Annotated in this window: 22 protein-coding genes; 14 read left to right on the top strand and 8 right to left on the bottom strand. The window is 40.1% G+C overall.

Features of this window, described 5'->3' with window-relative positions; translation table 11 throughout:
• Positions 1-259 precede the first annotated feature (259 nt).
• The 9 genes from dxs to ACZ5QH_RS20645 all read left to right on the top strand — a co-directional run bounded on the left by dxs (position 260) and on the right by ACZ5QH_RS20645 (position 9,359).
• Positions 260-2,164, top strand: a complete 1,905-nt coding sequence (gene dxs / locus ACZ5QH_RS20685) for a 1-deoxy-D-xylulose-5-phosphate synthase (protein ID WP_004816835.1) — start codon at positions 260-262, stop codon at positions 2,162-2,164.
• 130 nt (positions 2,165-2,294) lie between these two features.
• Positions 2,295-3,125 carry an inositol monophosphatase family protein gene (locus ACZ5QH_RS20680; protein ID WP_004725624.1) on the top strand — a complete coding sequence of 277 codons (831 nt, stop codon included), beginning with the start codon at positions 2,295-2,297 and terminating at the stop codon, positions 3,123-3,125.
• Between the two features lie 116 nt (positions 3,126-3,241).
• Entirely contained in the window at positions 3,242-3,445 is a 204-nt protein-coding gene (locus ACZ5QH_RS20675; protein WP_270384376.1) for a hypothetical protein, read from the top strand.
• A 336-nt stretch (positions 3,446-3,781) separates the two neighbouring features.
• Positions 3,782-5,719, top strand: coding sequence for a DEAD/DEAH box helicase (locus ACZ5QH_RS20670; protein WP_244014199.1), 1,938 nt, complete (start codon positions 3,782-3,784; stop codon positions 5,717-5,719).
• 411 nt (positions 5,720-6,130) lie between these two features.
• Entirely contained in the window at positions 6,131-6,949 is an 819-nt protein-coding gene (locus ACZ5QH_RS20665; RefSeq protein WP_004725631.1) for an ABC transporter ATP-binding protein, read from the top strand.
• Complete coding sequence (gene mlaE / locus ACZ5QH_RS20660) at positions 6,946-7,725, top strand: lipid asymmetry maintenance ABC transporter permease subunit MlaE (RefSeq protein WP_004725633.1); 780 nt, start codon at positions 6,946-6,948, stop codon at positions 7,723-7,725. The genes ACZ5QH_RS20665 and mlaE overlap by 4 nt, the downstream gene beginning before the upstream one ends.
• Positions 7,725-8,402, top strand: a complete 678-nt coding sequence (mlaD, locus tag ACZ5QH_RS20655) for an outer membrane lipid asymmetry maintenance protein MlaD (RefSeq protein ID WP_004816841.1) — start codon at positions 7,725-7,727, stop codon at positions 8,400-8,402. Before mlaE ends, mlaD begins: the two co-directional genes overlap by 1 nt.
• A 21-nt stretch (positions 8,403-8,423) precedes the next feature.
• Positions 8,424-9,044 (top strand): MlaC/ttg2D family ABC transporter substrate-binding protein, encoded by a 621-nt coding sequence (locus ACZ5QH_RS20650; RefSeq protein WP_004816842.1) that lies wholly within the window; start codon positions 8,424-8,426, stop codon positions 9,042-9,044.
• Positions 9,045-9,071: 27 nt separating this feature from the next.
• On the top strand, positions 9,072-9,359 hold the full coding sequence (locus ACZ5QH_RS20645; RefSeq protein ID WP_034614405.1) for a toluene tolerance protein: 288 nt from the start codon (positions 9,072-9,074) through the stop codon (positions 9,357-9,359).
• Positions 9,360-9,474: 115 nt separating this feature from the next.
• On the opposite strand, the gene ACZ5QH_RS20640 is transcribed toward ACZ5QH_RS20645, so the two are convergent.
• Positions 9,475-10,488, bottom strand: coding sequence for a magnesium and cobalt transport protein CorA (locus ACZ5QH_RS20640; RefSeq protein ID WP_004816845.1), 1,014 nt, complete (start codon positions 10,486-10,488; stop codon positions 9,475-9,477).
• A 158-nt stretch (positions 10,489-10,646) separates the two neighbouring features.
• On the opposite strand from ACZ5QH_RS20640, the gene ACZ5QH_RS20635 reads away from it, so the two are divergent.
• A complete protein-coding gene (locus tag ACZ5QH_RS20635; RefSeq protein WP_004816846.1) occupies positions 10,647-11,264 on the top strand; it encodes an LOG family protein in 618 nt (205 codons plus the stop codon).
• Positions 11,265-11,340: 76 nt separating this feature from the next.
• Positions 11,341-11,739 (top strand): NUDIX hydrolase, encoded by a 399-nt coding sequence (locus ACZ5QH_RS20630; RefSeq protein ID WP_303576654.1) that lies wholly within the window; start codon positions 11,341-11,343, stop codon positions 11,737-11,739.
• A gap of 52 nt (positions 11,740-11,791) precedes the next feature.
• On the opposite strand, the gene ACZ5QH_RS20625 is transcribed toward ACZ5QH_RS20630, so the two are convergent.
• Positions 11,792-12,421, bottom strand: coding sequence for a ComF family protein (locus ACZ5QH_RS20625; protein ID WP_303576655.1), 630 nt, complete (start codon positions 12,419-12,421; stop codon positions 11,792-11,794).
• 220 nt (positions 12,422-12,641) lie between these two features.
• Positions 12,642-14,687 (bottom strand): ATP-dependent DNA helicase RecG, encoded by a 2,046-nt coding sequence (gene recG / locus ACZ5QH_RS20620; RefSeq protein WP_303576656.1) that lies wholly within the window; start codon positions 14,685-14,687, stop codon positions 12,642-12,644.
• 59 nt (positions 14,688-14,746) lie between these two features.
• On the opposite strand from recG, the gene ACZ5QH_RS20615 reads away from it, so the two are divergent.
• On the top strand, positions 14,747-15,571 hold the full coding sequence (locus ACZ5QH_RS20615) for an NAD-dependent epimerase/dehydratase family protein (protein WP_303576657.1): 825 nt from the start codon (positions 14,747-14,749) through the stop codon (positions 15,569-15,571).
• Positions 15,572-15,760: 189 nt separating this feature from the next.
• On the opposite strand, the gene plsB is transcribed toward ACZ5QH_RS20615, so the two are convergent.
• Positions 15,761-18,346 carry a glycerol-3-phosphate 1-O-acyltransferase PlsB gene (plsB, locus tag ACZ5QH_RS20610; RefSeq protein WP_004816852.1) on the bottom strand — a complete coding sequence of 862 codons (2,586 nt, stop codon included), beginning with the start codon at positions 18,344-18,346 and terminating at the stop codon, positions 15,761-15,763.
• A gap of 295 nt (positions 18,347-18,641) precedes the next feature.
• Here plsB and ACZ5QH_RS20605 point away from each other — a divergent pair, with 295 nt between their 5' ends.
• Both ACZ5QH_RS20605 and ACZ5QH_RS20600 read left to right on the top strand, forming a co-directional pair.
• Positions 18,642-19,517, top strand: coding sequence for an acyl-CoA thioesterase (locus ACZ5QH_RS20605; protein WP_004816853.1), 876 nt, complete (start codon positions 18,642-18,644; stop codon positions 19,515-19,517).
• A gap of 152 nt (positions 19,518-19,669) precedes the next feature.
• Positions 19,670-20,908, top strand: a complete 1,239-nt coding sequence (locus ACZ5QH_RS20600; RefSeq protein ID WP_034614383.1) for a dicarboxylate/amino acid:cation symporter — start codon at positions 19,670-19,672, stop codon at positions 20,906-20,908.
• Between the two features lie 102 nt (positions 20,909-21,010).
• Here ACZ5QH_RS20600 and ACZ5QH_RS20595 read toward each other — a convergent pair whose 3' ends face one another.
• The 4 genes from ACZ5QH_RS20595 to hmpA form a co-directional block, all read right to left on the bottom strand.
• Complete coding sequence (locus tag ACZ5QH_RS20595; RefSeq protein ID WP_004816855.1) at positions 21,011-21,958, bottom strand: metal-dependent hydrolase; 948 nt, start codon at positions 21,956-21,958, stop codon at positions 21,011-21,013.
• A 136-nt stretch (positions 21,959-22,094) separates the two neighbouring features.
• Positions 22,095-22,952 (bottom strand): ribosome biogenesis GTP-binding protein YihA/YsxC, encoded by an 858-nt coding sequence (yihA, locus tag ACZ5QH_RS20590; RefSeq protein WP_303576658.1) that lies wholly within the window; start codon positions 22,950-22,952, stop codon positions 22,095-22,097.
• Between the two features lie 123 nt (positions 22,953-23,075).
• Entirely contained in the window at positions 23,076-23,519 is a 444-nt protein-coding gene (locus ACZ5QH_RS20585) for an RrF2 family transcriptional regulator (protein WP_004816858.1), read from the bottom strand.
• A 94-nt stretch (positions 23,520-23,613) separates the two neighbouring features.
• The gene (hmpA, locus tag ACZ5QH_RS20580; RefSeq protein ID WP_239044812.1) at positions 23,614-24,822 is read right to left on the bottom strand and encodes an NO-inducible flavohemoprotein; all 1,209 of its coding nucleotides are present in this window, start codon (positions 24,820-24,822) and stop codon (positions 23,614-23,616) included.
• Positions 24,823-24,977: the final 155 nt, after the last annotated feature.

The raw sequence follows: 24,977 nt of genomic DNA, 5'->3' as shown, positions 1-24,977 counted from the left end.
ATTGGTAGGTTTGTGAAGCATGTTTTTATAGATAACATTGCTATAAAAATTTCTTTTTTGTATAAAGCACACGATAATAGTTGATATATAGATAGATTATTCATGATAATTGACACCAAGAGCACACTTGCTGACTTGGAAGTTCCAATGACGCATCATTATAAATGTGGCTGATTGAATGTGATATCATTGGTTCTCACAATCATGCTAACCCGTTTACCTAGCTAGATTTGCCAGGCTTTAGAAGGCTTTGCCACATATGTTGTATACCGAAATACCTAGTCATCGTCCTGTTACGCCTTTGTTGAATGAAATTAATCATCCTCAACAATTACGTCAGTTTGAGCAAAGCCAATTGCCGCAGGTCGCAGACGAATTGCGTCAATTTATTTTGTATGCTGCTGGACAAAGTGGCGGGCATTTTGGTGCAAACCTTGGCGTTATAGAATTAACAGTTGCCTTACACTATTGTTTTGAAACACCACGGGATCGTTTAGTTTGGGATGTGGGCCATCAGGCGTATCCACATAAAGTCCTTACAGGACGCCGTGAGCAATTGATGACCATCCGTTCTAAAGATGGATTGGCGGCTTTTCCAGCGCGTGATGAATCTGAATTTGATACCTTTGGTGTAGGACATTCATCGACTGCAATTTCTGCTGGCTTGGGTATGGCCTTGGCACGTCGTTATCAAAAAGATCCTTGTGAAGTTGTTGCTATCGTTGGTGATGGTGCGATGACTGCTGGAATGGCATTTGAAGCCATGAATGATGCAGTGGCGCATAATGCTGATTTGATGGTGGTACTCAATGACAATGATATGTCGATTTCATGTAGTACGGGTGGTTTTGCAAAGCATTTAGCTGCAATTTGGGAACAAGGGCAATTCATCAATATTGATGAAGAAGGGCAAGCTTTTGTACAGGATTGCCCTGAATGGAACTACAACTCTCGTTTACATCAATCTGCGACTGATGCTGCGGATAATCTATTTAAAGCCATTGGTTTTGATTATTTTGGCCCATTTGATGGCCATGATGTGGAGCAACTGGTACAAGTCTTTAATGCGCTGAAAAAGCGTAAAGGGCCACGTCTGATCCATGTCTATACCGTGAAAGGTAAGGGTTTTGCACCTGCTGAAGCGGATCAAATTAAATATCATGCGATTGGCAAAATTAATGCTTCAGCAACTAAAAATGTAGCGCCAAAATATTCAGATGTATTTGGGCAATGGCTTTGTGATGAAGCTGCACAAGACGACAGATTACTCGCAATTACGCCTGCCATGTGTGAAGGCTCAGGCATGGTACAGTTTGCTAAACAATTTCCAGAGCGTTACTTTGATGTTGCAATTGCAGAACAGCATGCAGTGACATTAGCTGCGGGTATGGCATGTGAAGGATTGAAGCCAGTTGTGGCAATTTATTCAACCTTCCTGCAACGCGGTTATGACCAACTGATTCATGATGTTGCTTTACAAAATCTTGATGTGACCTTTGGTATTGATCGTGCAGGTTTAGTCGGCGAAGACGGTCCTACGCATGCTGGTGCGTATGACTATGCTTATATGCGTACTGTACCCAATATGGTGATCATGGCGCCAAAAGACGAAAACGAATGTCGCCAAATGTTGCATACAGCATATCTATACAAAGGCCCAACTGCAGTCCGTTATCCACGCGGTAACGGTTTAGGTGTAGAAATTCAACAACAGTTGATTGAGCTGGAAATTGGTAAAGCTGAAGTATTGTTAGAACTCAATACTGAACACGAAGAAGGTATCACGATTTTGGCCTTTGGTAGTCGTGTTCAACCTGCGCTTGAATCAGCAAAACAGCTGGCACCAAAGTTGGATATTGCAATTCGTGTGATCAATATGCGTTTTGTGAAACCATTGGATGAACAAATTATTCGTGATTTGGCAGACAAAACTCACTTATTTGTAACTGTTGAAGAACATGCGGTGATGGCTGGTGCGGGTAGTGCGGTCAATGAGTTCTTGGCACAGGCGCAAATTGTGAAGCCAATTTTAAACCTAGGTTTACCTGATGAATTCCTCGCACAAGCAAGCCATTCTGAAATGCTTCAAGACTGTGGTTTAGATGTAAAAGGTATTCAAAACTCGATTGAACAGGCTTGGTTAAAGCTGGTACAACACGTTTAAGCTCATGTAAAAGTTAAAGTTGTAAAATTTTAGCAACAAAATTTCCCAAAAAGCGCCGATATTTGCTAAAATGTCGGCGCTTTTATGCATTATTCTTTATCAGTATCTTCAAATTTGTAGTGGGTGTTCAATGGAACCTATGGTGGTGATGGCTGCGCGTGCGGCTCAGTTAGTTGGTCAAGAGCTTTTAAAAGCGCATCAAAATCGTCATAAACTCGATCTACAAGTCGAAGAAAAAGGTATTGATGGTCCAGTGACTCGTGTAGATCGTTATATCGAGCAGTTGACTATTGATACGCTTCGTAAAAGTTATAAAAATCACAGCTTCCTTGGTGAAGAGTTTGGACTACAAGAAGGTAAAGGTCACGATGCCGATTGGTGTTGGGTGATTGATCCTCTGGATGGTACTTTAAACTTTATCAATGCTTTCCCACATTTCTGTGTATCTATTGCAGTTCAACATAAAGGTGTAACTCAACACGGTGTTATCTATGACCCTGTGAAAGATGAGCTATTCTCTGCAAGCCGTGGTCGTGGCGCAATGTTGAATCAACGTCGTATTCGTGTGAATGTTAAAGACAGTCTTGAAAATACCTTTATGGGTGTAGGTCATGCTTACCGCGCTAAACGTAATGGTGAGATTGTTTCTTATGCGAAAAACCATTTTGAATCATTATTAAATGTAACTGAAGCTGGCGCACAATATCGTCGTGCGGGTTCTGCTGCATTGGACTTGGCTTATGTTGCAGCTGGTCGCTTAGATGGTTATTTTGAACTCGGTTTAAAACCTTGGGATATCGCAGCAGGCGAGCTTATGGTGAAAGAAGCGGGTGGTACAGTCGTTGATGCTCGTGGTGGTTCAGATTCTATGGAAAATGGTCAAGTGATTGCGTGTTCTATGAAAATGTTAAAACCATTGATGCAAGCTGTTGTTCCTGCTTGGGGTGAAGCTGCGAAGTAATTTATACTTGTGTAGATTGAGTTTTAAAAAGCCTTCATCTTTATGAGGGCTTTTTTATGCGTTGCGATTTAATGCGATACTATTAATACTAAATATCGTCGTTTAAACATTGGTGAGTGCAAGACCTAGCGAATAGTGCTGATATAAAAATAATACAACTTATTGGGGACGCTAAGAGTGCATATCATTGGCAAACCAATACCATTATTCTCAGCGAGTTTACCGTGGAGTGTTTAGGGGGAGCTGTAGCAGATATTCTTGAGGATGAAAGTTTAGCTGTAGATCAATTTTTTTATTTAATTCCTGATGATAATGAATGACTTAATACAATACAGGAAAAAACAATAAAACTTCGTGACATTATTATAAATTCTGCTATACTCTGCGCACGCACTAAATTTCGTTCATTACCTGAACATTTCTCTTCTATATTGTGTATGCGCGTCCGGTCCAAAGAGAGGACAATATTTCGCGCCCCACCCAATCGCTTAAGCGATTCCTTCAGGTTGCGGCTGTTATCAAATGTGCGTTATACGCATCGTCGTTCTCGGATCGCCGCTGATTCTATATTTTCAGCGATTATTGCTGTGCCGCTTTTTGCCGATGTCCATCAGACCATATATTAATGGAGCACCCACATTAGGGTGAATATCTCTATGAGCAAAACTTTTGCTGAATTTTCATTAGACGAGTCGCTACAGAAAGCACTCGAGAGTCTTGGTTTTACTACGCCGACTCCTGTTCAAGAACTATCTATTCCAGCGGCTTTAGAAGGAAAAGACCTTCTAGTATCAAGCCAAACTGGTTCTGGTAAAACTGCTGCATTCTTACTCCCTACGTTAAACGCTTTAGCTGGTCAAGATACTTTTGTACCATTTAAAGATCGTATGAAAGCAGTAACTCAACCAAATATCTTGGTGATTTCACCTACTCGTGAACTTGCACAACAAGTATGTCAAGATGCGATTGCATTTGTACGCCATATGAAAGGTGTACGTGTTGCAGCAATCATGGGTGGTATGCCTTTTGGTAAGCAAATCCAACAATTAAAAGGTGCACAAGTTGTTGTTGCGACTCCAGGTCGTTTACTTGATCTTGTAAACCGTCGTCAAATTAAACTTGATTTAGTTGATGCTTTAATCGTCGATGAAGCTGACCGTATGCTTGACTTAGGTTTCTCTGAAGACCTAGAAGCAATCAGCGATTTAGCTTTAAATCGTAAACAAACATTAATGTTCTCTGCAACATTTGCACCACGTATCATTAATCTTGCTGAACGCATGATGAACGAACCTGAACGTATTGCAATTGAAACAGGTCATTCTACAAATACTGATATTACCCAAACTTTACATTGGACTGATGGCTTTGAGCATAAGAAAAAATTGCTTACGCATTGGTTAAATGAAGAAGACGTAGATCAAGCAGTTGTATTTGCTTCAACTCAAGAAGATACAGATATGCTTGCTGAAGAGCTTGCAGAAGCTGGTCTTTCAGTTGTTGCGCTTCATGGTGCTATGCCACAAACTGTACGTAACCGTCGTTTACGCAGTATCCGTGAAGGTCGTGCAAAAATTCTTGTTGCTACAGACGTAGCTGCTCGTGGTCTTGACGTACCAACAATCTCTCACGTAATTAACTTCGGTCTTCCAATGAAGAATGAAGATTATGTGCATCGTATTGGTCGTACAGGTCGTGCGGGTCGTACTGGTAAAGCAATCACTTTAGCAACTTACCGTGAACGCGGTAAAATCCGTGCTTTAGAAGATTATTTAGAAGCGCGTTTAAGTGTTTCTGAAATCGAAGGTTTAGAGCCATCTCCACCTCCAGCTCGCGGTAGTCGTGATGGTGGCGGTCGTGGTCGTAGTAACGGTGGCGGTCGTCGTGAAGGCGGTCGTGGCGGTTTCGGCGGTGGTCGTCGTTTTGAAGGTGAATCAAACTTCAAACGTCGTGAAGGCGGTGATGATCGTCCACGTCGTAGCTTCGATGACAAACCACGTGGTGATCGTCCATCTTATGGTGATGACCGTCCTAAGCGTGATTTTGGTGATCGTCCACCACGCCGTGAAGGTGGTTTCGGTGATCGTCCACAACGTTCATTCGGTGGCGAAGATCGTCCTAAGCGTGATTTTGGTGATCGTCCACCACGTCGTGAAGGTGGCTTCGGTGACCGTCCACAACGTTCATTCGGTGGTGAAGATCGTCCTAAGCGTGATTTCAACTCTGATCGTCCACGTCGTGAAGGCGGTTTTAACGATAAACCTCGTTTTAACTCGAATGATGACAACCGTGGTAACAGCGTAGATTACAAACCACGTCGTGAAGGCAGTTTTGCTGATCGTCCTAAGCGTGATTTTGGTGATCGTCCACCACGTCGTGAAGGTGGTTTTGGTGACCGTCCACAACGTTCTTTCGGTGATGATCGTCCTAAGCGTTCATTCGGTGGTGAAGACCGTCCTAAGCGTGAATTTAATTCAGATCGTCCTAAACGTGCGTTTGGCGGTGAAGATCGTCCTAAGCGTGAATTCGGTGGTGAAGACCGTCCAAAGCGTGAATTCAATGCAGACCGTCCGCGTCGCAAATTCAACGATTAATTAGATATTTTTAATAAAAAACCAGCCTTCAGGCTGGTTTTTTATTGCAAGTTGAAAAGTATTTGGTAGAATAAAGTGTGACATAGTTCAATTTATTTAATAAAACAGTTAGACTTAACTTATGAAAAATTGAATCTAATAAAGTTGATGATTTCTTTGAGGTAATTATGTTATATATGTTCTCACTTTTATTGATCTCAAATGTTGGGTACTTTTTTTATAGCCTGCTTTTTAGATAATCTATTTGCTCATTAAATAAAATTTAAAAGTAAAAAACTAAAAAATAGCCCAACAAACATTGTTTATAAAGATGAATATTCTTTATGATTTTTTATTATCTTTTAATTACAAAACATATAGATATTTAAGAGTATAGTATGTGGGCTGATAAATGCAGGAAAAAGTTCAGCTATGAATAAACACAGTCATTCCGAAGCTGAAGCTTTAATTGAAGTCAAAAATTTAAGTTTTAACCGAGGTGAACGCGTTATCTACGATAATGTGAGTTTGCAGATTCGTCGTGGGCAGATTACCGCAATCATGGGACCATCTGGAACGGGTAAAACAACCTTGTTACGGCTCATCGGTGGTCAGCTTAGCCCAGATGCTGGTGAAGTACGACTTGATGGGAAAAACATTGCTTCGATGTCACGTAATGAGCTTTTTGCTGCACGTGCGCGTATGGGGATGTTATTTCAGAGTGGTGCGTTATTTACCGACATGACCGTCTATGAAAATGTTGCTTTTCCAATTCGCGCACATACAAAATTACCAGAAAATTTAATTGCTGAGTTGGTGGCACTAAAATTAGAATCGGTTGGTTTGCGTGGTGCTGAAAAGTTGATGCCCGCAGAACTTTCTGGCGGGATGAATCGACGTGTGGCGCTTGCTCGTGCGATTGCGCTTGACCCAGACTTGATTATGTATGACGAACCTTTTGCTGGGCAAGATCCGATCGTGATGGGGGTTTTGACCCGATTAATTCGATCATTACGTGACGCTTTAGATCTAACAACAATTATTGTTTCACATGATGTTGATGAAACATTATCAATTGCTGACTATATTTATGTTGTGGCTGAAGGTAAGGTGCAAGGCGAGGGGACTCCTGAGCAATTGCAACAACACGCTTCTCCATTTGTACAGCAATTCTTAACAGGTTCGGTTGAAGGTCCTGTTGATTATCAATTTAGTCATCAAGCCTATTTAAGTAATGAGGTTAGTTCATGAATGCTATTGCCTTATTGGGTAGACGCGTTCTAGAACGTGTTCAGGGCATTGGTGTTGCAATGCTCATGTTGTTGCGCATTTTATTCTCTTTGCCAACAATACTTGGTGTAAAACTTTTCATTTATCAGATGTATCGAGTAGGCGTACTGTCTTTATTGATCATTGCTGTATCTGGGCTGTTCATCGGTGCAGTACTCGGTTTGCAGATGTATAACATCTTGGTCACTTTTGGTAGTGAAGCCATGTTGGGCGCAGCTGTGGCTTTAACCTTGTTGCGTGAACTTGCGCCTGTTGTGGCTGCCTTGCTTTTTGCTGGTCGTGCTGGCTCTGCTTTGACTGCTGAAATTGGCCTAATGAAGGCAACTGAACAATTATCCAGTATGGAAATGATTGGTGTTGATCCGTTAAAGCGTGTGATTTCTCCACGTTTATGGGCCGGTATTGTCAGTTTACCGATGCTGTCTGTGATCTTTGCTGCGATTGGTATTATGGGTGGCAAAATGGTCGGTGTAGATTTTCTCGGCGCAGACGAAGGCTCGTACTGGAGTGGTATTCTGAGTAGCACTCAGTTTATGAAAGATGTGTTTAACGGAACCATCATTAAAAGTTTAGTATTCGCTTTAATTTGTACTTGGATTGCGGTGTATCAAGGTTATGCTTGTGAACCAACATCTGAAGGTATCGCAACATCTACGACACGTACTGTTGTGTATTCATCGTTATGTGTTTTAGGTTTTGATTTCGTGTTGACTGCGGTCATGTTCGGAGGTGTTTAATGAAATCACGTGCTAGTGAGCTGACCGTCGGTATTTTTGTCATCATTTTTGGTCTTGCTCTATTCTTTTTAGCCATGAAAGTGAGTGGTTTGGTCGGTACAAACTTAAAAGACAGTTATGAAATGACTGCAACATTCGACAATGTGAATGGTTTAAAACCGCGTGCCAAAGTGACCATGAGCGGTGTTAAAATTGGACAAGTTGATGCAATTACACTTGATCCTGTGACACGTCATGCAACGGTTAAATTCGATTTGGATGGTTCATTGACAACCTTCAATGCAGAACAGTTGAAGAAAGTAAAAGAAAATGCGCTAGGTGATTTACACTACAGTGCTGATTATCAGGCTGCGACACCTGAGAAACAAAAAGAAATGGAAACGCAACTGTTAGGTAACATGAAATCCATCACAAATATTGATGAAGATGCTTACATAATGGTCGCAACCAATGGTCTTTTAGGCGAAAAATATTTGAAAATCGTACCAGGTGGCGGCATTAACTACATTAAACGTGGTGAAAGCATTGAAAACACCCAAGGTACGATGGATCTAGAAGATTTGATTACCAAATTTATTACGGGTGGTGCAGGAAAATCATCAACTGGCACATCGGAAGCTAAAGATGCATCTGCATCCACTGAAACAACTGATGCTCAAACTTCATTTGTTGAATAGGCATTAGAGGAGTTATTGAAAATGAACATGCTGTTAAAACAAACTTTTACTGCAACTATTTTGGCAACTATGGTGGCGACTGCAGCTCAAGCTGCTCCAGCAGAAGCACCACCAGTATTTGTTAAACGTGTTGCTGATGGCCTGATTTCGCGCTTAAAAGCAGATCAAGGTAAATTGCAAAACCCTGCTACTGTGAAAGCGATTGTTCGCCAAAACCTTGATCCTTATGTCGATGGTCAAGCGTTTACACGTATTGTGATGGGAACTTATGCAAATAGCAGTACCCCAGCTCAACGTGCGCAATTTGAACAAAATTTCCGTAATACGTTAATTGAGAATTATGGTAGCGCATTTGCAAAGTATTCAAATCAATCGTATTCAATGCGTCCGTATAAGGCAACCAACAGCAAGTTTCCTGTCGTTACTTTAGACTTCAATAACAATGGCGAAAAGATCCCTGTATCTTTCCAGTTGTCTGATGCAGGTAGCCAATGGAAAGTACGTAATTTGAATGTGTCTGGTATCGATCTAGGTTTGCAATTCCGTAACCAATTTGCTGCGAACGTGCAACGTAACGGCGGTAATATTGACAAAGCAATTGCAACATTCAAGCCTGATGCAGACGCTGCTGTTAAGAAGTAAGCTCATAACATAGATAGGTGCAAGCGAGTGATTGAATTTAAAAATCAGGAATTATATGTTAGCGGTAAAATTGCTTACGAGAATGCTGAAAGCTATTATTTAAATGGTTTGAGAGTGATTCAAAATGAGAAAAATTTTCCAATAACTGTGAATCTATCACAGCTTGAACATGGCAGTACCCTTGCTTTATCTGTGTTTGTGCAGTGGTTACGTCAAACACCAAATCTTCAGGGGCTGCAGTTTAAGGCAGTGCCTGAAAAGATGATGAAAATTATTCAAGCTTGCCATTTGCAAGATGACTTGAAATTAATTTAGCATATGCAATATTGATGTAAAAAAGCACCTAAAGGTGCTTTTTTATTGACTCATTTTTCTTTCTGCATTGAGCAGTGCTAAATCTCAACTCAATCCAATAAGGGGAATGCAGTATTTAAATCCATTTCTTCCATCTAAAGTAAGCCAAAGGCCCCACAAAGAAAGCAATTAAGATGCTAATCACCACATAAAAGCTCCAGTGGCCATGGGCAAAAGGTAGAATCTCAGTGTTCATCCCATAAATACTGGCAATCAACATCGGTGGCGCAAGCATACTGGGTAAGATGGAGAAGCGACGAATGGTATCGTTCTGTTCAGTGTTAATAAATCCAGAGGTGGTATCAAGCAAGAATCGTACTTTTTGGAACAAGAACGCATCATGTTCTACAAGGGAGCGTACATCCTCACTCAACTCTCGAATATCTGCATCATAGATATGGCTCCCCAATGCGCGAGGACGAGACAAAAAGGTCAAAACACGACGTAAGTCAATCAGACAGAGTTGCGCTTTTCCAAGCATATCTTCCTTTTGTGCTAGACGAGTAATCATGTCATCTAAGTCTAAAATCATTTCACGATGACGCACGTTGAGGACTTCTGTGGAATATAACTCTAAGTCTTTGTGGATATCTTCCAAGATATCCGCAAGCTCATCCAGTTTTGCTTCTAATAAACCTAAAAGAATCCATGTCGGATCTTTGTATTCAATTTCATAGTCATTACGGCGTGCGCGTGCGCGAAAGGCACGAAAGGCAACCAGCTTTTCACCACGCAAGGTAAATAAGCGGTCTTTATGCAAAATGAATGCAACCGTCTGCACATTGGCAAGCATGTTTGAAGTATCTTCGGGATCGCCTTCAACTTGGTAATTTTTATTTTTTGTTAAAAAATAAGTACTGATATGTAGAATCCCATCATCATCACGGTAGAATCGTGCAGAGGATGAAATGTCTTCTAAAGATTTAAGAGTTGGTAAATTTTGCTGATAAGCATCTAAAACCCATTCTTGTTCTTCTTGTGAAGGTGCAATGAGGTCAACCCATACCAATTCAGGATGTAGGTCGAATCCACCATTAATTGTTGCATCTTCTAAGCTACCGCGCTCAGTGGCGTAAAAGGCTTCAAGCATTATGTCTTTTCTCCCTTGCGCAGTGTGGTGTCAATTTGATGTGTGTATTTTAGACAAGGATTTTAGGAAAAACACTCATTACATTGCTGTTTTGTAAAAAAAATCTTGATTGGTCGTCTGCATTTTTAGCATGACAAAATTAAAGTTAGGTTAAATTTATGAATTCTATTGCTATTTTTTGTGGTTCATCGTTAGGTACGGATCAAATTTTTGCTGATGTAGCAGAGCTGACTGGTGAAACAATCGCCAAGCAAGGGAAAACTTTGGTCTATGGTGGTGGTCGTTCAGGCTTAATGGGCATTGTTGCTGACAGTGCTTTGGCAGCAGGAGGCAAAGTGATTGGTGTGATCCCTCAGGGTTTGGTCGATCGTGAATTGGCCCATCCAGATTTGACTGAGCTGTATATTGTTAAAAATATGCATGAACGTAAAACAAAAATGTCTGAACTTTCCGATGGCTTTATTGCATTGCCTGGTGGTGCAGGAACCATTGAAGAAATTTTTGAGCAATGGACGTGGGCACAATTGGGAATTCATTTAAAACCTTGTGCATTTTTAAATGTTGAAGGTTTTTATGATGATTTATTGAAATTTATTCAACTCACGACAGACAAAGGTTTTTCTAAAGCGCGTTTTACAGATCAGTTGATTGATTCTGCTTCGATCGAAGAAATTCTAACCCAGTTTAGTCACTATCAAGCACCAGAACCAAAATGGGGTGTAAAAGAACGTGAAGAATTGGTTAAATTAGATCAAGCAGATCGTACATTTGGTTAAAAACTAAAACACAATATATTGTTTTTAAATTTATTGCTGTCACAATATATTGTGTTTTTATTCTATTTTAAATCTTATGAATGTTATTACTGTCGCGGCAGCTGTGATTTTGAATGATAAAAAACAATTGCTCTTGGTGAGAAAGCAAAATACACAATTTTTTATGCAGGTTGGTGGAAAGCTAGAACCCAATGAACCACCTGAGCAGACCATGTTGCGTGAGATTTTAGAAGAAATTAGTGTTCAAGCCGAGATTACTCAGTTTATTGGGCGTTTTGAAACAAAAGCGGCCAATGAAGCAGACTTTCAATTGGTGAGTTATCTCTATCTAGTCGACCTAGAACAAACACCAAAAATCAATGCAGAAATTGCTGAAATGAAATGGATTGATTTGGATGATGCGCAAACGCTTTTAGCGCCATTGACCAAAGAGATCGTGATCCCATGGTGTAAAGCAAATTTAATCCATTCATAATTTTTGCTATGTTTGCTTCACAATGTATGTATCGCTGAGCGATGATGAAAATTTATTGAGCTGCGGCAATGCAGACGCTACAAATCTGCTGGCAGCCCAAGTTTTCTAAAGCACGGGTTAAAGCATGAATTGAACTACCTGTGGTCACGACATCATCAATAATCAGTACTTTTTTATATTTTCTTTTTTCTGTTTTGATCATTTTAAATTGATATTCAATATTTTCTAAGCGCTCAATTCTACTTAAACCTTTTTGTGAATGTTGTGCTTCTCGAATCACGGGTTGCCATACTGGGATATTTAATTGCCTTGCCATGATTTTGGCGATAATCAGCATTTGATTGTAGCCACGTTCTTTTAAACGAGCAGTAGAAATTGGCATAGGCACGATGGCTTGAATTTTAGGTAGGCTTAAATTCAATAAACTTTGTGCCAATAGTGTCTGATATTGCAGTTGTTGTTCATATTTATAGACTTGGATGATGCGATCAATTGGGAAGTCGTAACGGTGAGCACAAACAATCTGGTGTTGATGCCGTTCTATATGCTGCTTATACCAAGGAAGTTCGTTCCAACACGTGTTACAAAGAGAATGCTGTTGTTGTCGATCTATTCCACAAAGCAGGCAAGGGGAAAGGCTTTGTACGCTTTTATGGAGAAGTTGATTGATAAATTGGAGCATGCTCTGTTCTATTTTTTATTTGGGATTAATTTCGCATAGAGTGCTGAATAGATCAATAGCAGATTTTTATTAAGCTTTATATCGCTTAATCTTCATATCACCATGTTATGACAGCCTCCATGTCATCATTTGTGGTCATAGATTTTGATAAGCATCGTTAGACTGAATGAATCAAATATCTAAGCTATGCTGTTTATGCATGGATGTTCTAAATACATGTTTAGACATAGGCATATCTCGGTGCTTCAGGTAGCCAGCGTTTTAATAAAGCTTCAGCATTTTCTGGATCATCTTTTAGTACTTGACTGGCAACATAATGTGCTTGATTAAGTAAATGATCATCTCGTTCTAGCTTGGCGACACGGAAACCCAAATCTCCTGTTTGCTTGGTGCCCAGTAATTCACCCGGCCCTCGAATTTCTAAGTCTTTTTCTGCAATGATAAAACCGTCATTGGTTTCACGCATGATGCGTAAACGTTCTTGGCCATTTTGTGATAAAGGATGTTTATAGAGTAGGGCGCAGAAACTTGCGGTTGCACCACGACCGACCCGACCACGTAACTGATGCAACTGAGACAGGCCTAAGCGCTCAGCATTTTCAATCACCATAATGGAAGCGTTTGGAACATCGACCCCGACTTCAATCACTGTCGTTGCAATCAGCAGTTGCAATTCATTGTCTTTGAATTGTTGCATGACCCGTTGCTTCTCATCGGCTTTCATTTTTCCATGGACTAAGCCAATATTAATCTGTGGAAAGCGATCTTTAATCTCTTGATAGGTGGCTTCTGCGGCTTGAGCATCAAGAGTTTCTGATTGTTCGACCAATGTACAGACCCAATATGCCTGTTTACCCTCAGCGCAGTTGCTGGTGATACGATTCAAGACTTCTTCTCGTCTATCAAGTGGAATCGTGACTGTTTGAATGGGAGTACGTCCAGGAGGCAATTCATCAATCACTGAGGTATCTAGGTCACCATAGGCAGACATTGCCAGTGTGCGAGGGATTGGTGTTGCTGTCATGACCAATTGGTGTGGTGTGGTGTTATCCACGCCTTTATTACGTAAAGCTAGACGTTGATCTACCCCGAAACGATGTTGTTCATCAATAATCACGAGACCAAGTTTGGAAAATTCAACATTTTCCTGAAATAAAGCATGGGTACCCACCACAATATTGGCAGTTCCATCTTTAATGGTTTGTTCAGCCGCAGCGCGTGCTTTGCCTTTTTGTTTGCCTGAAAGCCATGACACATTTAAACCGAGTGGCTCGAACCATTTCTTAAAATTGATATAGTGCTGTTCAGCTAAAATTTCAGTCGGTGCCATCAGCGCCACTTGCCAACCTTCTTCCAAAATATGACAAGCCGCAACACCTGCAACCAATGTTTTACCTGCACCTACATCACCCTGAACCAGTCGCAACATAGGTTTGTTTTGTTTTAAATCTTTGGCAATTTCGTTTGATACACGTTTCTGTGCATTGGTCATTTCAAAAGGTAAGCTTGCCAATAAGGCTTTTGCAAATTTTTTACTGGTTGAAAATGCTGGCGCTGCAATTTGTTGAATATAAGCACGTCGGGTTAATAGGCTGATTTGATGTGCAACCAACTCTTCAAAAATTAAACGTTGTTGAGCAGGGTGAGAACCTTGTGAAAGTTGCAGCATATTGGCATTTACAGGAGGGTGATGAATATACTCCAATGCCTGTTTAAGCGCGTAACCATTGGTGAACTTTTCAGGTAATAACTCAGGTAAAGCATCGGCATGCTGGTTTAAAGCTTGTTTAACGTATTCACGTAATTTGGGTTGGGTTAAGCCTTCTGTGGCAGGGTAAATTGCTGTTAGTTGGGTTTTAGGGAGTGCTGTATGTTCGGTAATTAACTGGATCTCAGGATGGTAAAGTTCAAGGCCCCGAGCCCCTACACGGACTTCCCCAAAGATTCTTAAACGATTACCCGCTTTAGCACGATCTGTGAGTGCTTTATAGATATGATAGAAGCGTAAAGTAACTTTGCCAAAATCATCTTGCAATAAAATCGCCATCGACTTGCGTTTACCGGGTGGCATATCGATTGATCTGACCACGCCTTCCATGAGATAACTACGACCGACTTGTAATTGGTTCATGGGAATGATCGTGCTACGATCCTCATAATCACGTGGCAAATGAAACAGTAAATCATCTGTGGTGAAAATATTTAGTTTTTCAAGTAAAGCAGCGGCGGCATTGCCAACCCCTTGCAATTGATGGACGGCAGCCATGTCCCCTCAACTTAAGTTTGATTGATTTTGAAAATCGGTTTCGAAGAATAGGTCGTGTAATGCATATTCTATTTATTGGTTATGGTAAAACATCGCAACGTGTTGCCAAACAATTATTTCAGCAAGATCACCAAATTACCACAGTTAGCCGAAGTGCGAAAGATGATGATTTCGCACAACATTTGATTCAAGACATTCAACAAGTCGATTTAGCGCAAATTCAGCCTGTCGATGTGGTGTATGTATTGCTCGCACCATCTCGAAATTCTCCGCTAAGTGCTATCGAAAATTATCAACAAACCTATGTCGACTCGGTGCAGCCGATTGTGAGGGCTTTAAAAGACCATCCGCTCAAACGAATTATTGTGGTTTCATCGACACGTGTTTATGGGGAAAACCATGGTGAACGTATTGATGATGAGTCAGTGCCTATTCCAAGTGATCAACAGGGTCAATTGTTATTGGCAATGGAACAGCGATGGCAACAGGCTTATCCATCTAAATGTGTGATTGTGCGCCCAACTGGGGTTTATGGTACATCCGTTGCTCGTATGGTTAAACTTGCAGAAACCACACACAGCTATCCCAATATTCATTGGTCAAATCGAATCCATATAGATGACCTTGCACATTTCTTAGCGCATTTGCTTCACGTGGAACATCCAGAAAAATCATATATTTGTACAAATAATCAACCGCTACCATTGCATGAAATAATTTTATGGTTCCAACAACAGTTGAATTTATCGCACTTGGTTTTGGAAAGTTCCAATCAAACAGGGAAGCAGATTTTTGCGGAGAGGATGCTTGCAACAGGATTTAAGTGGGTACATCAAAACTGTTATCTTGATTATCAGAAGAATTTAAACCTTAAAATATACTAGCTATTTTTAAGGATCATTTTACGTTTTAGATAAGTTTGGAAATAAACTAAAAAATTGTTAAGTATGAAAATGGGTTGGTTCAGTATTGTTCATCATAGATATATTGAAAAGTTCCCTCTCCTTGCAGGAGAGGGGTAGGGAGAGGTAATCATCCCAACCCTCTCAAAGGAAAAAGGCACTTTAAAGCTTTTATTTTTTCTTCCGTTTTAAACGCTTCTTGGCTTGTTGAGCGGCTAAAGCATCTAAAGCTTCTTTTAACTCCTCATCTGTAAATGAGGTGATATGGTGTAGCATTTGCAAAGTTACATCATCAAGCACCAAATTGGCATATTGCGCAACATTTCTAAACTGCTCATCAAAAACAATGGCATGGTCTTCATTGGTTTTGATATAGCCTTGTTCAGTTAAGACTTTCATAAAACTTTGGAATAACGCTTTATCAAAGAACTCAGGTGAGTTGAACTCATACAACACAGATAAACGTTGCCCAACCAAGTGACTTAATTCTTCGACTTGGCGAATCGAGATATTTCCAGAGCCACGTTGAGTAATTAAAGCCAGTGTCATGTAATAACGTTCAAGACTTTGACGTACTGGAGCAGCCAAAACAGCCAATTGATTATGGTCTTCTGAGTTTGGCGCAGGGCTGAAAATAAAATCTTCATCATCGACAAAAATTAAATTCGCTTGAGCCAAAGCATCGACATATTCAGTCACTTGAGCCTTGATTTCACTATCTTTCCATTTTAAGAACAACTCTGCTTTTAAGAATGGATAAAGGGTACGAATCACATTGAGTAAATCAGACTTACTGATCTTGCCATTATGTTCGACCAATGCCGCAACCAACGACGGTAAAACAAAGGCATGCAAAATGTTATTGCGGAAGTAAGTCAGTAAAATGGCTTGATTGTCTTCAATGGCAATAATATCGCCAAGGACGTGTTGAACACGTTTAATCAATTTCAGCTTCATACCATAGGCAATGATTTCTTTACCTGACAATGGTGTGACCTGAGTACGGCTGTCATAAGGATTTGCAGTTAATAACTTGCGATATGTATCAAGCTGTTTAATGCAGATTTCTTCATCAAGTGTATGTTTTGGAGTTGCCAATAAAATCAGTGACAATAAAGAAACAGGGTTGATCACCACAGCACGGTTGATATTTTCCAGAATCGCATTTGCCGAACTGGTCACTGCATCTGAGACTTCTTGCGGAATTGGATCATCATTATGTTCAATGGTGATTTGATCAGCGCCATGTGCTTTGAGTAAGTCATCTAAGAAAACAGGCTCACCAAAATTGACATGCACTTTACCAAAAATACGCTCAATTTTTTTCAGGGTTTGCAAGATTCCCCAGATGGATTCAGCTTCTTTTGGCTTACCATTCATTTCGCCGACATAAGTTGCGCCTTCCATCAAGCGCTCATAACCGACATAGGTTGGGATAAAGACAATCGGTTTGGCACGGCCGCGCAAATGACCATGTACCGTCATTGCGAGCATGCCAGTTTTCGGTGGTAACAAACGCCCAGTTCGAGAACGACCACCTTCAATAAAGTATTCAAGAGGTGTGTTTCTAGACAGGATACTAAATAAATATTCTTTAAATACCGATGTATAAAGTGCATTGCCGCGGAATGAACGACGGATAAAGAATGCACCGCCTCCACGCAGTAATTGACCGACAAATGGCATGTTGAGGTTATCGCCTGCAGCAATATATGGCACCATCAAACCACGTTTATAAATTACATAAGACAATAACAAGTAATCGATATGGCTACGGTGACAAGGTGTATAAATCACTTCATAGTCTTTGACTAACTCGCGCACAGTATTGAAGTTATGTACTTCAACGCCGTCATAAAGTTGTGTCCATAGACGAGTCAAAGCCATATCCGCAAAGCGTACAGCCGATGCAGAATAGTCGGATGCAATTTCGTTTACAAAACCAATCGCTTTATGTTCAGCATCAATCATGCTGATTTTTGAGCGAATACTTTCTTTACGAATTGCATCCTGTACATCAGGGGCTTTAATCAGTGATTGCATGACATTACGGCGATCAGATAAATCTGGACCGAGAATGACCTCACGCTGACGATCTAAGTAGTCATTTAATTGGTTGACAATATAAGTGGCTGGTGAAATATTGGGATGAGCAATTTTTGCATGATCCACCAAAGCTCTAAGTGATTGCGCTTCATGGAATTCTAGGAATGACTGTCGACCATGTAAACCAATGTTCATCAACTGTTTAACTTTACTTGGCGTTGCCCAAGTGTCAGTAAATAACAGCTTAAACCAAGAGTCTTCTTTATCTGGTGAACGTCCCCACAGTACTGTAACAGGGATCAATTCAATATCTAAATCAGCATTTTGATCAAGTGATTCAATCAGTCTAACTAAACGCGGCGGATAAGCATGCGTAGGCGGATTAAAATAATTGTTTTCGTCTTGGTGTTGTAAAAATAAAATCGCAGCTTTTTCGCGACTATTGCCAATCATTAATGGGTCAAGTGCAGGAGGAAGCTGCAAACGACGTGTTTCACCATCAACAACTAAAGCATTACTTCGTGAGTAATTCTGTAGAACATAACAGACAACTTTTTGAGTTGTGGGCTGAATGAGTTCAGAATTTTCAGTTGAAGGGTCTAAAGGTTGAGCTTCTGTAGGAACCTCTCCAAGAACATGTGGTGTTACCACAAGGTCAAGTATTTTACTCGAAAGTCGACGATACATTTGACCAAAGCCACTCTTGGACATAAATACTCCTAGCCAATGGTGAATCACGCAATAAAGCGGATAAAAAATATTTTCTGTAATTAAAGCACAGAACAGTATGTCATTTTCTGACAAACTGCGGGTCGCTTGTCAGATTTTATCGTTAAAAAACGTATTTTAAACAATCCATCAGCACAAGAGAAGTGACAATACAGTTTATGAAAATTTAATGTTTCTCTCAGGACTTATGGCAAAATAGAGTTAAATCTCTAAAATATGGATACTTTGTTCTATCCATTGGAATAAAGTCAGTATTCAGTATATAGAAAGGTCACTTATGAATGCTTTAACCCAAGAGCTTGTAGAGCTTTTAACCCTTGAAAAACTTGAAGAACATATTTTTCGTGGTCAAAGTCGAAATTTAGTTGGTAAGCGTGTTTTTGGTGGGCAAGTTTTAGGACAAGCACTGCGGGCAGCATCATATACCGCTGATCGCCCCGTACATTCTTTACATGCATACTTCCTATATGGCGGGGATATCAATGCCCCAATCATTTATGAGGTTGATCGGTTACGTGATGGCAAAAGTTTCTTAAGTCGTCAAGTACGTGCAATCCAGCATGGACGTACCATTTTTTCTGCAATGGTGTCATTTGCAACACCTGAAGAAGGCTTGAATTATCAAATTGCTGAACCAGAATATCCAGCACCTGATGAATTAAAAGCAGAGCAAGAGCTTAAAGAAAATTTAATTAGTTTTATCCCGGAAAATATTCGCGCTGCGTTTATGCGTCCACGTCAGGTAGAAATTCGTCCGATCAATGTGACCAACCCATTTCAACCACAACCTGAAGCGCCGTCTTATGCTCATTATTTGCGTACGCATGAGCCATTAGCTGCGGAACAGGCGGATGATATCTCGTTAAATCAAGCAATTGTTGCGTTTTATTCGGACTATACCTTGATGATGACTGCTTTGCGGCCGCATGGTCTCAATTACCTCTCGCCAAGTTTGCAATGTGCCAGTATTGATCATACGATCTATTTCCATAAACCAGTGAAAGCAGATGATTGGATGCTTTATGATATGGATGCAACCGTCAGTGCAAATTCACGCGGACTGAATTTTGGTCGTATGTGGCAAAATGGCGAATTGGTGTGTAGTACCGTTCAAGAAGGCTTGATGCGAGTACGTGAAATCGAAACTCAATAATACTTTTGCATTGATATGCTAATCGTGAAACTCAGCCATCATCTATGATGGCTTTTCTATTTTTTAGCAGAGCTTGTGACAAAAAAATGCTCGATTCTAAATAACTTCAATGGCATAGTTCAACGTGTAAATATTTATAATAGTCAGCGAAGATGAGTTTAAACACCCAAATTTTTATTGCAGCCATTCTTGGTGTGGCATTTGGATTTTTATTAAATCAATTTCCTAATACTCAATTTTTAGATGCCAGCATTTATGGTTTGAGCATCGCCAGTAGTATTTTTATTGGTTTATTAAAAATGCTTTTGGTTCCACTTATTTTTAGTTCAATCTTGGTGGGTGTTTCAAACTTAGAAGCGGGCAGTCAACTCAGTCGAGTTTGGAAAATAACCTTGGCTTGTTGTGTAACCACAACGACATTGGCACTTATCCTCGGTTTAGCCTCGACACATCTATTCAATGTGGGACAAGGTGTGGACATTGCAATGTTTCAAGATGCAATGAATCAACATAAAAGCCCAGATTCACTGACACCCAGCTCGTTTTTAACCAATTTTATTCAAAATACCCTCATCAATCCATTTAAAGCATTTAGTGATGGTAATGTTTTGGCAGTGGTGCTGTTTGCTTTGTTATTGGGTTTGGCACTGGTACATGGTGGAGAGCGTTTTAATTCAATCAAACAACTGGCACGTCAGTTTTTTGACATCATGATGATGTTGGTTGGTTGGGTGATGAAAGTTGCGCCAATTGGTATTTTTGCATTAATGGCAAAGCTGATTGCAACAGAAGACATCTCTATTTTAAGCCGTCTTGCTGAGTTTGCTATTGTTGTTACAGGAACCACCATATTTCATGGTGTTGTGGTTCTGCCATTGTTGTTATGGATCTTTGGAAAAATGGATCCGATTACCTTTTTTAAAGGAACGCGTGCAGCATTAATTACAGCATTTGCAACCAGTTCAAGTTCTGCAACCATGCCTTTGAGTTTAAAGTGTACTCAAGAAAATTTAGGCGTGCGTCCACAAATTGCAGGCTTTGTGATTCCTTTCGGTTCTCAGTTAAACATGGATGGAACAGCACTTTATGAAGCAGCAGCAGCGCTTTTTATTGCCAATTTAATGGGTTTAGAGTTATCAATTACCCAACAAGTGATTGTCTGTCTGACTGCGATGATTGCTTCATTGGGCGCACCGGGTATTCCAAGTGCGGGCATGGTCACCATGATCATGGTGCTACAATCTGTGGGATTACCAGCAGAGGCAATTGCGATTCTTCTGCCAATTGACCGTATTCTCGATACTGTACGTACCGTAGTGAATGTACAAGGGGATATGATGATTAGTGTGGTGGTTGACCGAAACACCAAAGATATGGAAAGTTCAACTTAGTCTATGGTTAGGATCTTGTTCTAAAAGATTGGCCCAAAAAAAAGCAGGATCTTAATCCTGCTTTTTTTATTTGATTTCAGTATTGATTAGTTTTAACAGTTATTATGCTGCAACTCTAGGCAATGCACGTTTTGCCGCAGGAGATTGATCCAAATAAGCAATCGCATCTTCTGTTTTAGCTTCATGTACTGGATCATACCAAGGCATTAAATAGCCCAATTGCTGTGAAACCAACCATAATGGATGTGGCATTAAGCGATTATCTGATTGTGCGATACTTGCCCATTCACGCCAAATCCAAGGCTTATAGAAAGCAGGTTTTTTATCTGCATAACGTGGGTCTTGCCCCATGATATGTGCAGCACCATCAACCCATAAGCCTAATACAGCGGCAATCACGATAACACTTTGATAATAACGGGAAATATAACCGCCACCCAAATGACGATACAGATCAAAAGCCACTGTGCGGTGTTCAATCTCTTCGGCACCATGCCATTTGACTAAATCAAGCATATTGGGATCTGCACCCAATTCCGCCCATTTTTTATTATAAAGCGCATATTTACCCAAGACACAAGTCATATGTTCAACAGTGGCGACGATACCTAAGCGGAACAAATCCCATTGATGATCAAGAGCTTTGGGTACTTTAAAGCCGAGTGGTTGATCTGCAAGTAATTTGCCAAACAAGAAATCCATAATCTCAAGATTACGTTGAATGTCAATATTACGCACAGTTAAGTATTCTTTATTTGCTGAAGCATGTGCTTGAGCATGCATCGCTTCTTGGCGGATAAAGGCACGAACATCTTCAGCTAATTTTTCATCTGTGATTTTGGGTAAAACACGATTGTATAAACGGCAAAACCAAAATTCACCTGCTGGAAGAATATTGTTAATTTCATTGATAAAGTAGCTGACAAATGGCTGATTTGGAATCCAATCGACAGGGGTATCTTGCCATTCAAATTTCACTTTACGTGGTTTGATGTGGTACTGAATAGACGATCCAATCCGACTGTTCTTTAATTTAGCGAGTAACTTCATCACAGTGTCCTAATTTTTCTTTGGTGATTTCACACTTTATTATTCAAGTATAAAAAAATGTCCTAAATAGTTATTAGCAATTTAGGACATTCCAGTATCAATATGTGATGAATTTTGTTAGACAAGACTTTTTTATTTATGCTTGCGGATTTTCATCTACATTTCCATCAATATTTTCAGAATTTAATTCGGATTCTTGATCTTGATCAATGAACTCTTCATCCAAATCATCTTCAGTGGCTTCAGGAATTGCATCAATATCAAAATCTAAAGTTTTGTCTAAGGTGTAATTTAAGCGACCCGCCATAATTGACGCGAGTTCTTCTAGACCTTGTTTATTGAGTGATGAAAACAGTTGTATCGAAAAATTCAACTTCATTTTCTTCAATTGTTGTTGTACATCTAACAACACTTTACTGGCAGGACCACGGTTGAGTTTGTCGGATTTAGTCAACAGTACATGCACAAACAAGTGACGTGAATATGCCCATTCCAACATCATCACATCAAAATGTTGTAAAGGGTGGCGAATATCCATGAGTAGAACCAGACCTTGTAAACTTTTTCGATGAATCAAATAATTCTCAAGTTCTTTTTGCCAGACAATTTTCATTGCTTCAGGTACAGCTGCATAACCATAACCTGGTAAATCGACAAGGCGTTGATCTGGATTACCTAAACTAAAAAAGTTAATCATTTGCGTACGGCCAGGTCTTTTCGACGCGCGTGCCAATTGCTTTTGATTGGTCAATGCATTGATAGCACTTGATTTTCCTGCATTTGAACGGCCTGCAAAGGCAACTTCATAACCAGTATCTTCTACACAAAGATTCAGTTTAGGTGCACTCATCAGAAATTCAGCTTTACGCAACCAGTTCAAAGATGAAGTTGAGTATTCTGAAATCGCAGGATCAGCCTTTTTTTCATAACTGATTTTTTGTTTAGGGGCGCTTGAGGTCTTACTATTTTTAGACTTTCCACTGCTGCGATGCATATTTCAACTTCAATAAACGGATAAACAAAGTGCATTATAAAGGAAGTCGGAGATTCAAGCGAATTTTGATCGTGTTAACTGAAATATTGGTTATTGAGATGCTGGACGATGAGCTTTTGTGACTTAAACATTGAGATTGGGAATGGGTGAGTTTACGATCTTTGGATGTTGTGGTGGTGCATTGAGAACATCGGCAACAGTATAGTGATCTAGGCTTTGATAAAACTGTTCAACGGCCTGATCTAAAATACCCTTTAAGCCGCAGCGTGGACGTAGCACACAAGGTGGCGTATTGCACTCTACAATTTGTGCATCGCGTTGGAGAATTCTTACAATATGTCCTAAGCGAAATTCTAAGATATCTGGGTTTAAGCGCAAACCACCGCCTTTACCTCGTGTGGTAATCAACCAACCTTGTTTTCCCATAAAATGCACAATTTTGACCAAGTGATTTTCTGAAACATGTAAATCTTCTGCAATTTCTGCAATTGTATAAGGCACATCTTTTGGAGGCGCGATGTACATTAAGATGCGCAGGGCATAGTCGGTAAATTTATTTAGTTGCATGTAGGCTGCTCATCTATGGGTAAAGATGTATCTCATCCTGAAATAAATAAGGCCAGTCTATCATAGACCAGCCTTATAAAGAACGGATGTAGATTTAGATACCTGCACCACCCGTACCAAACGCTTCACTATGAATTTGTTCAGGTTTAATACCACGAGCCACCAATGCTTGGTGTTGTTGTTGCATAAATGGTATTGGGCCACAAAGATAATAATCAGCATGGGCTGGGAGTAATGCTGTATCAAGCGTTGCTAAGTCTAAACGACCAGCCACATCATAGTCCTCACCTATAACATCACCGCTATGTGGGAACTCATAAGCTGTAAATGTACTGAGACGTGGGAATTTAGTTTTTTGCTCTTGGATATGTTGTTTCATCGCATGTACTTGGCTACTGCGACATGCATGGATAAAGCTAGCCGGTTGAGGCATGTCTAAAGTCACCAATTGGTTAAGCATTGCAATCATTGGGGTTAAACCTACACCCGCACTAATGAAGACATTACGTTTGCTACTATCAATCAGGTAGAAGTTACCTGTTGGAGCAGACACTTCAATTTCTGAACCTTCAGCTAAGCCATGTAAAGTATTTGATACCCAACCACTTGCCAAATCACCTTTTTCATCTTCACGTTTAACTGAAATACGTAAATAGTCTGCTTGTGGGCTTGTCGATAGCGTGTATTGACGTGGTTGTTTTAAGCCTAATGCTTCAACAAATACGCGCACTGAAATATATTGACCCGCTTCATATTTAGGTAATGCGCCACCATCGACTGGTGCAAGATAGAAAGAGGTAATTTCTTCACTTTCATTCACTTTTTTAGCGATTTTAAATTTACGCCAGCCTAACCAGCTGCCTTGAGTTTGTTGGTGCTGTTCATAAATCGCTTTTTCAGTACTGATAAATAGATCGGCCAATTGCCCATAAGCTGCAGCCCATGCGTCAATTAATGGATCTTCCATCGAAATAGTTAATACTTCACTAATTGAATGTAATAGGTTTTCACCGACAATGTTGTAATCAGGTGCTTGAATATTCAGACTGACATGTTTATGGGCAATCAGTTCAACCACAGGCAAAAGTACTGAAGGATCTTCAATATTTTCAGCATATGCTAAAACAGCACCAGCCAAGGCTTGCGCCTGAGCACCACTGCGTTGATGCCCCATGTTAAAGGTTTCTTTTAATTCAGGATTATTGCCGAGCATGCGATTATAAAAATAACCGGTAAGTGCTACACCATTTTCGCGAAGAACAGGAACTGTTGCTTTTACAAGGTCAATTTGCTGCGGAGTCATTGTTGATCTCTCTTGGCTGTCATTTATAAGATGTATTTAAAATATACCTTATAAAATGTATTTGCAATACACCTTTAAGAAAAACACATAAAATAATTATGGTTTAGTTTGAATTTAAGCTTTATTGATTGAAATATTTGAATTTATTTTTAAGT

The organism is Acinetobacter sp. Ac8, from assembly GCF_055392545.1.
This window is presented reverse-complemented; position numbering and strand designations above follow the sequence as displayed.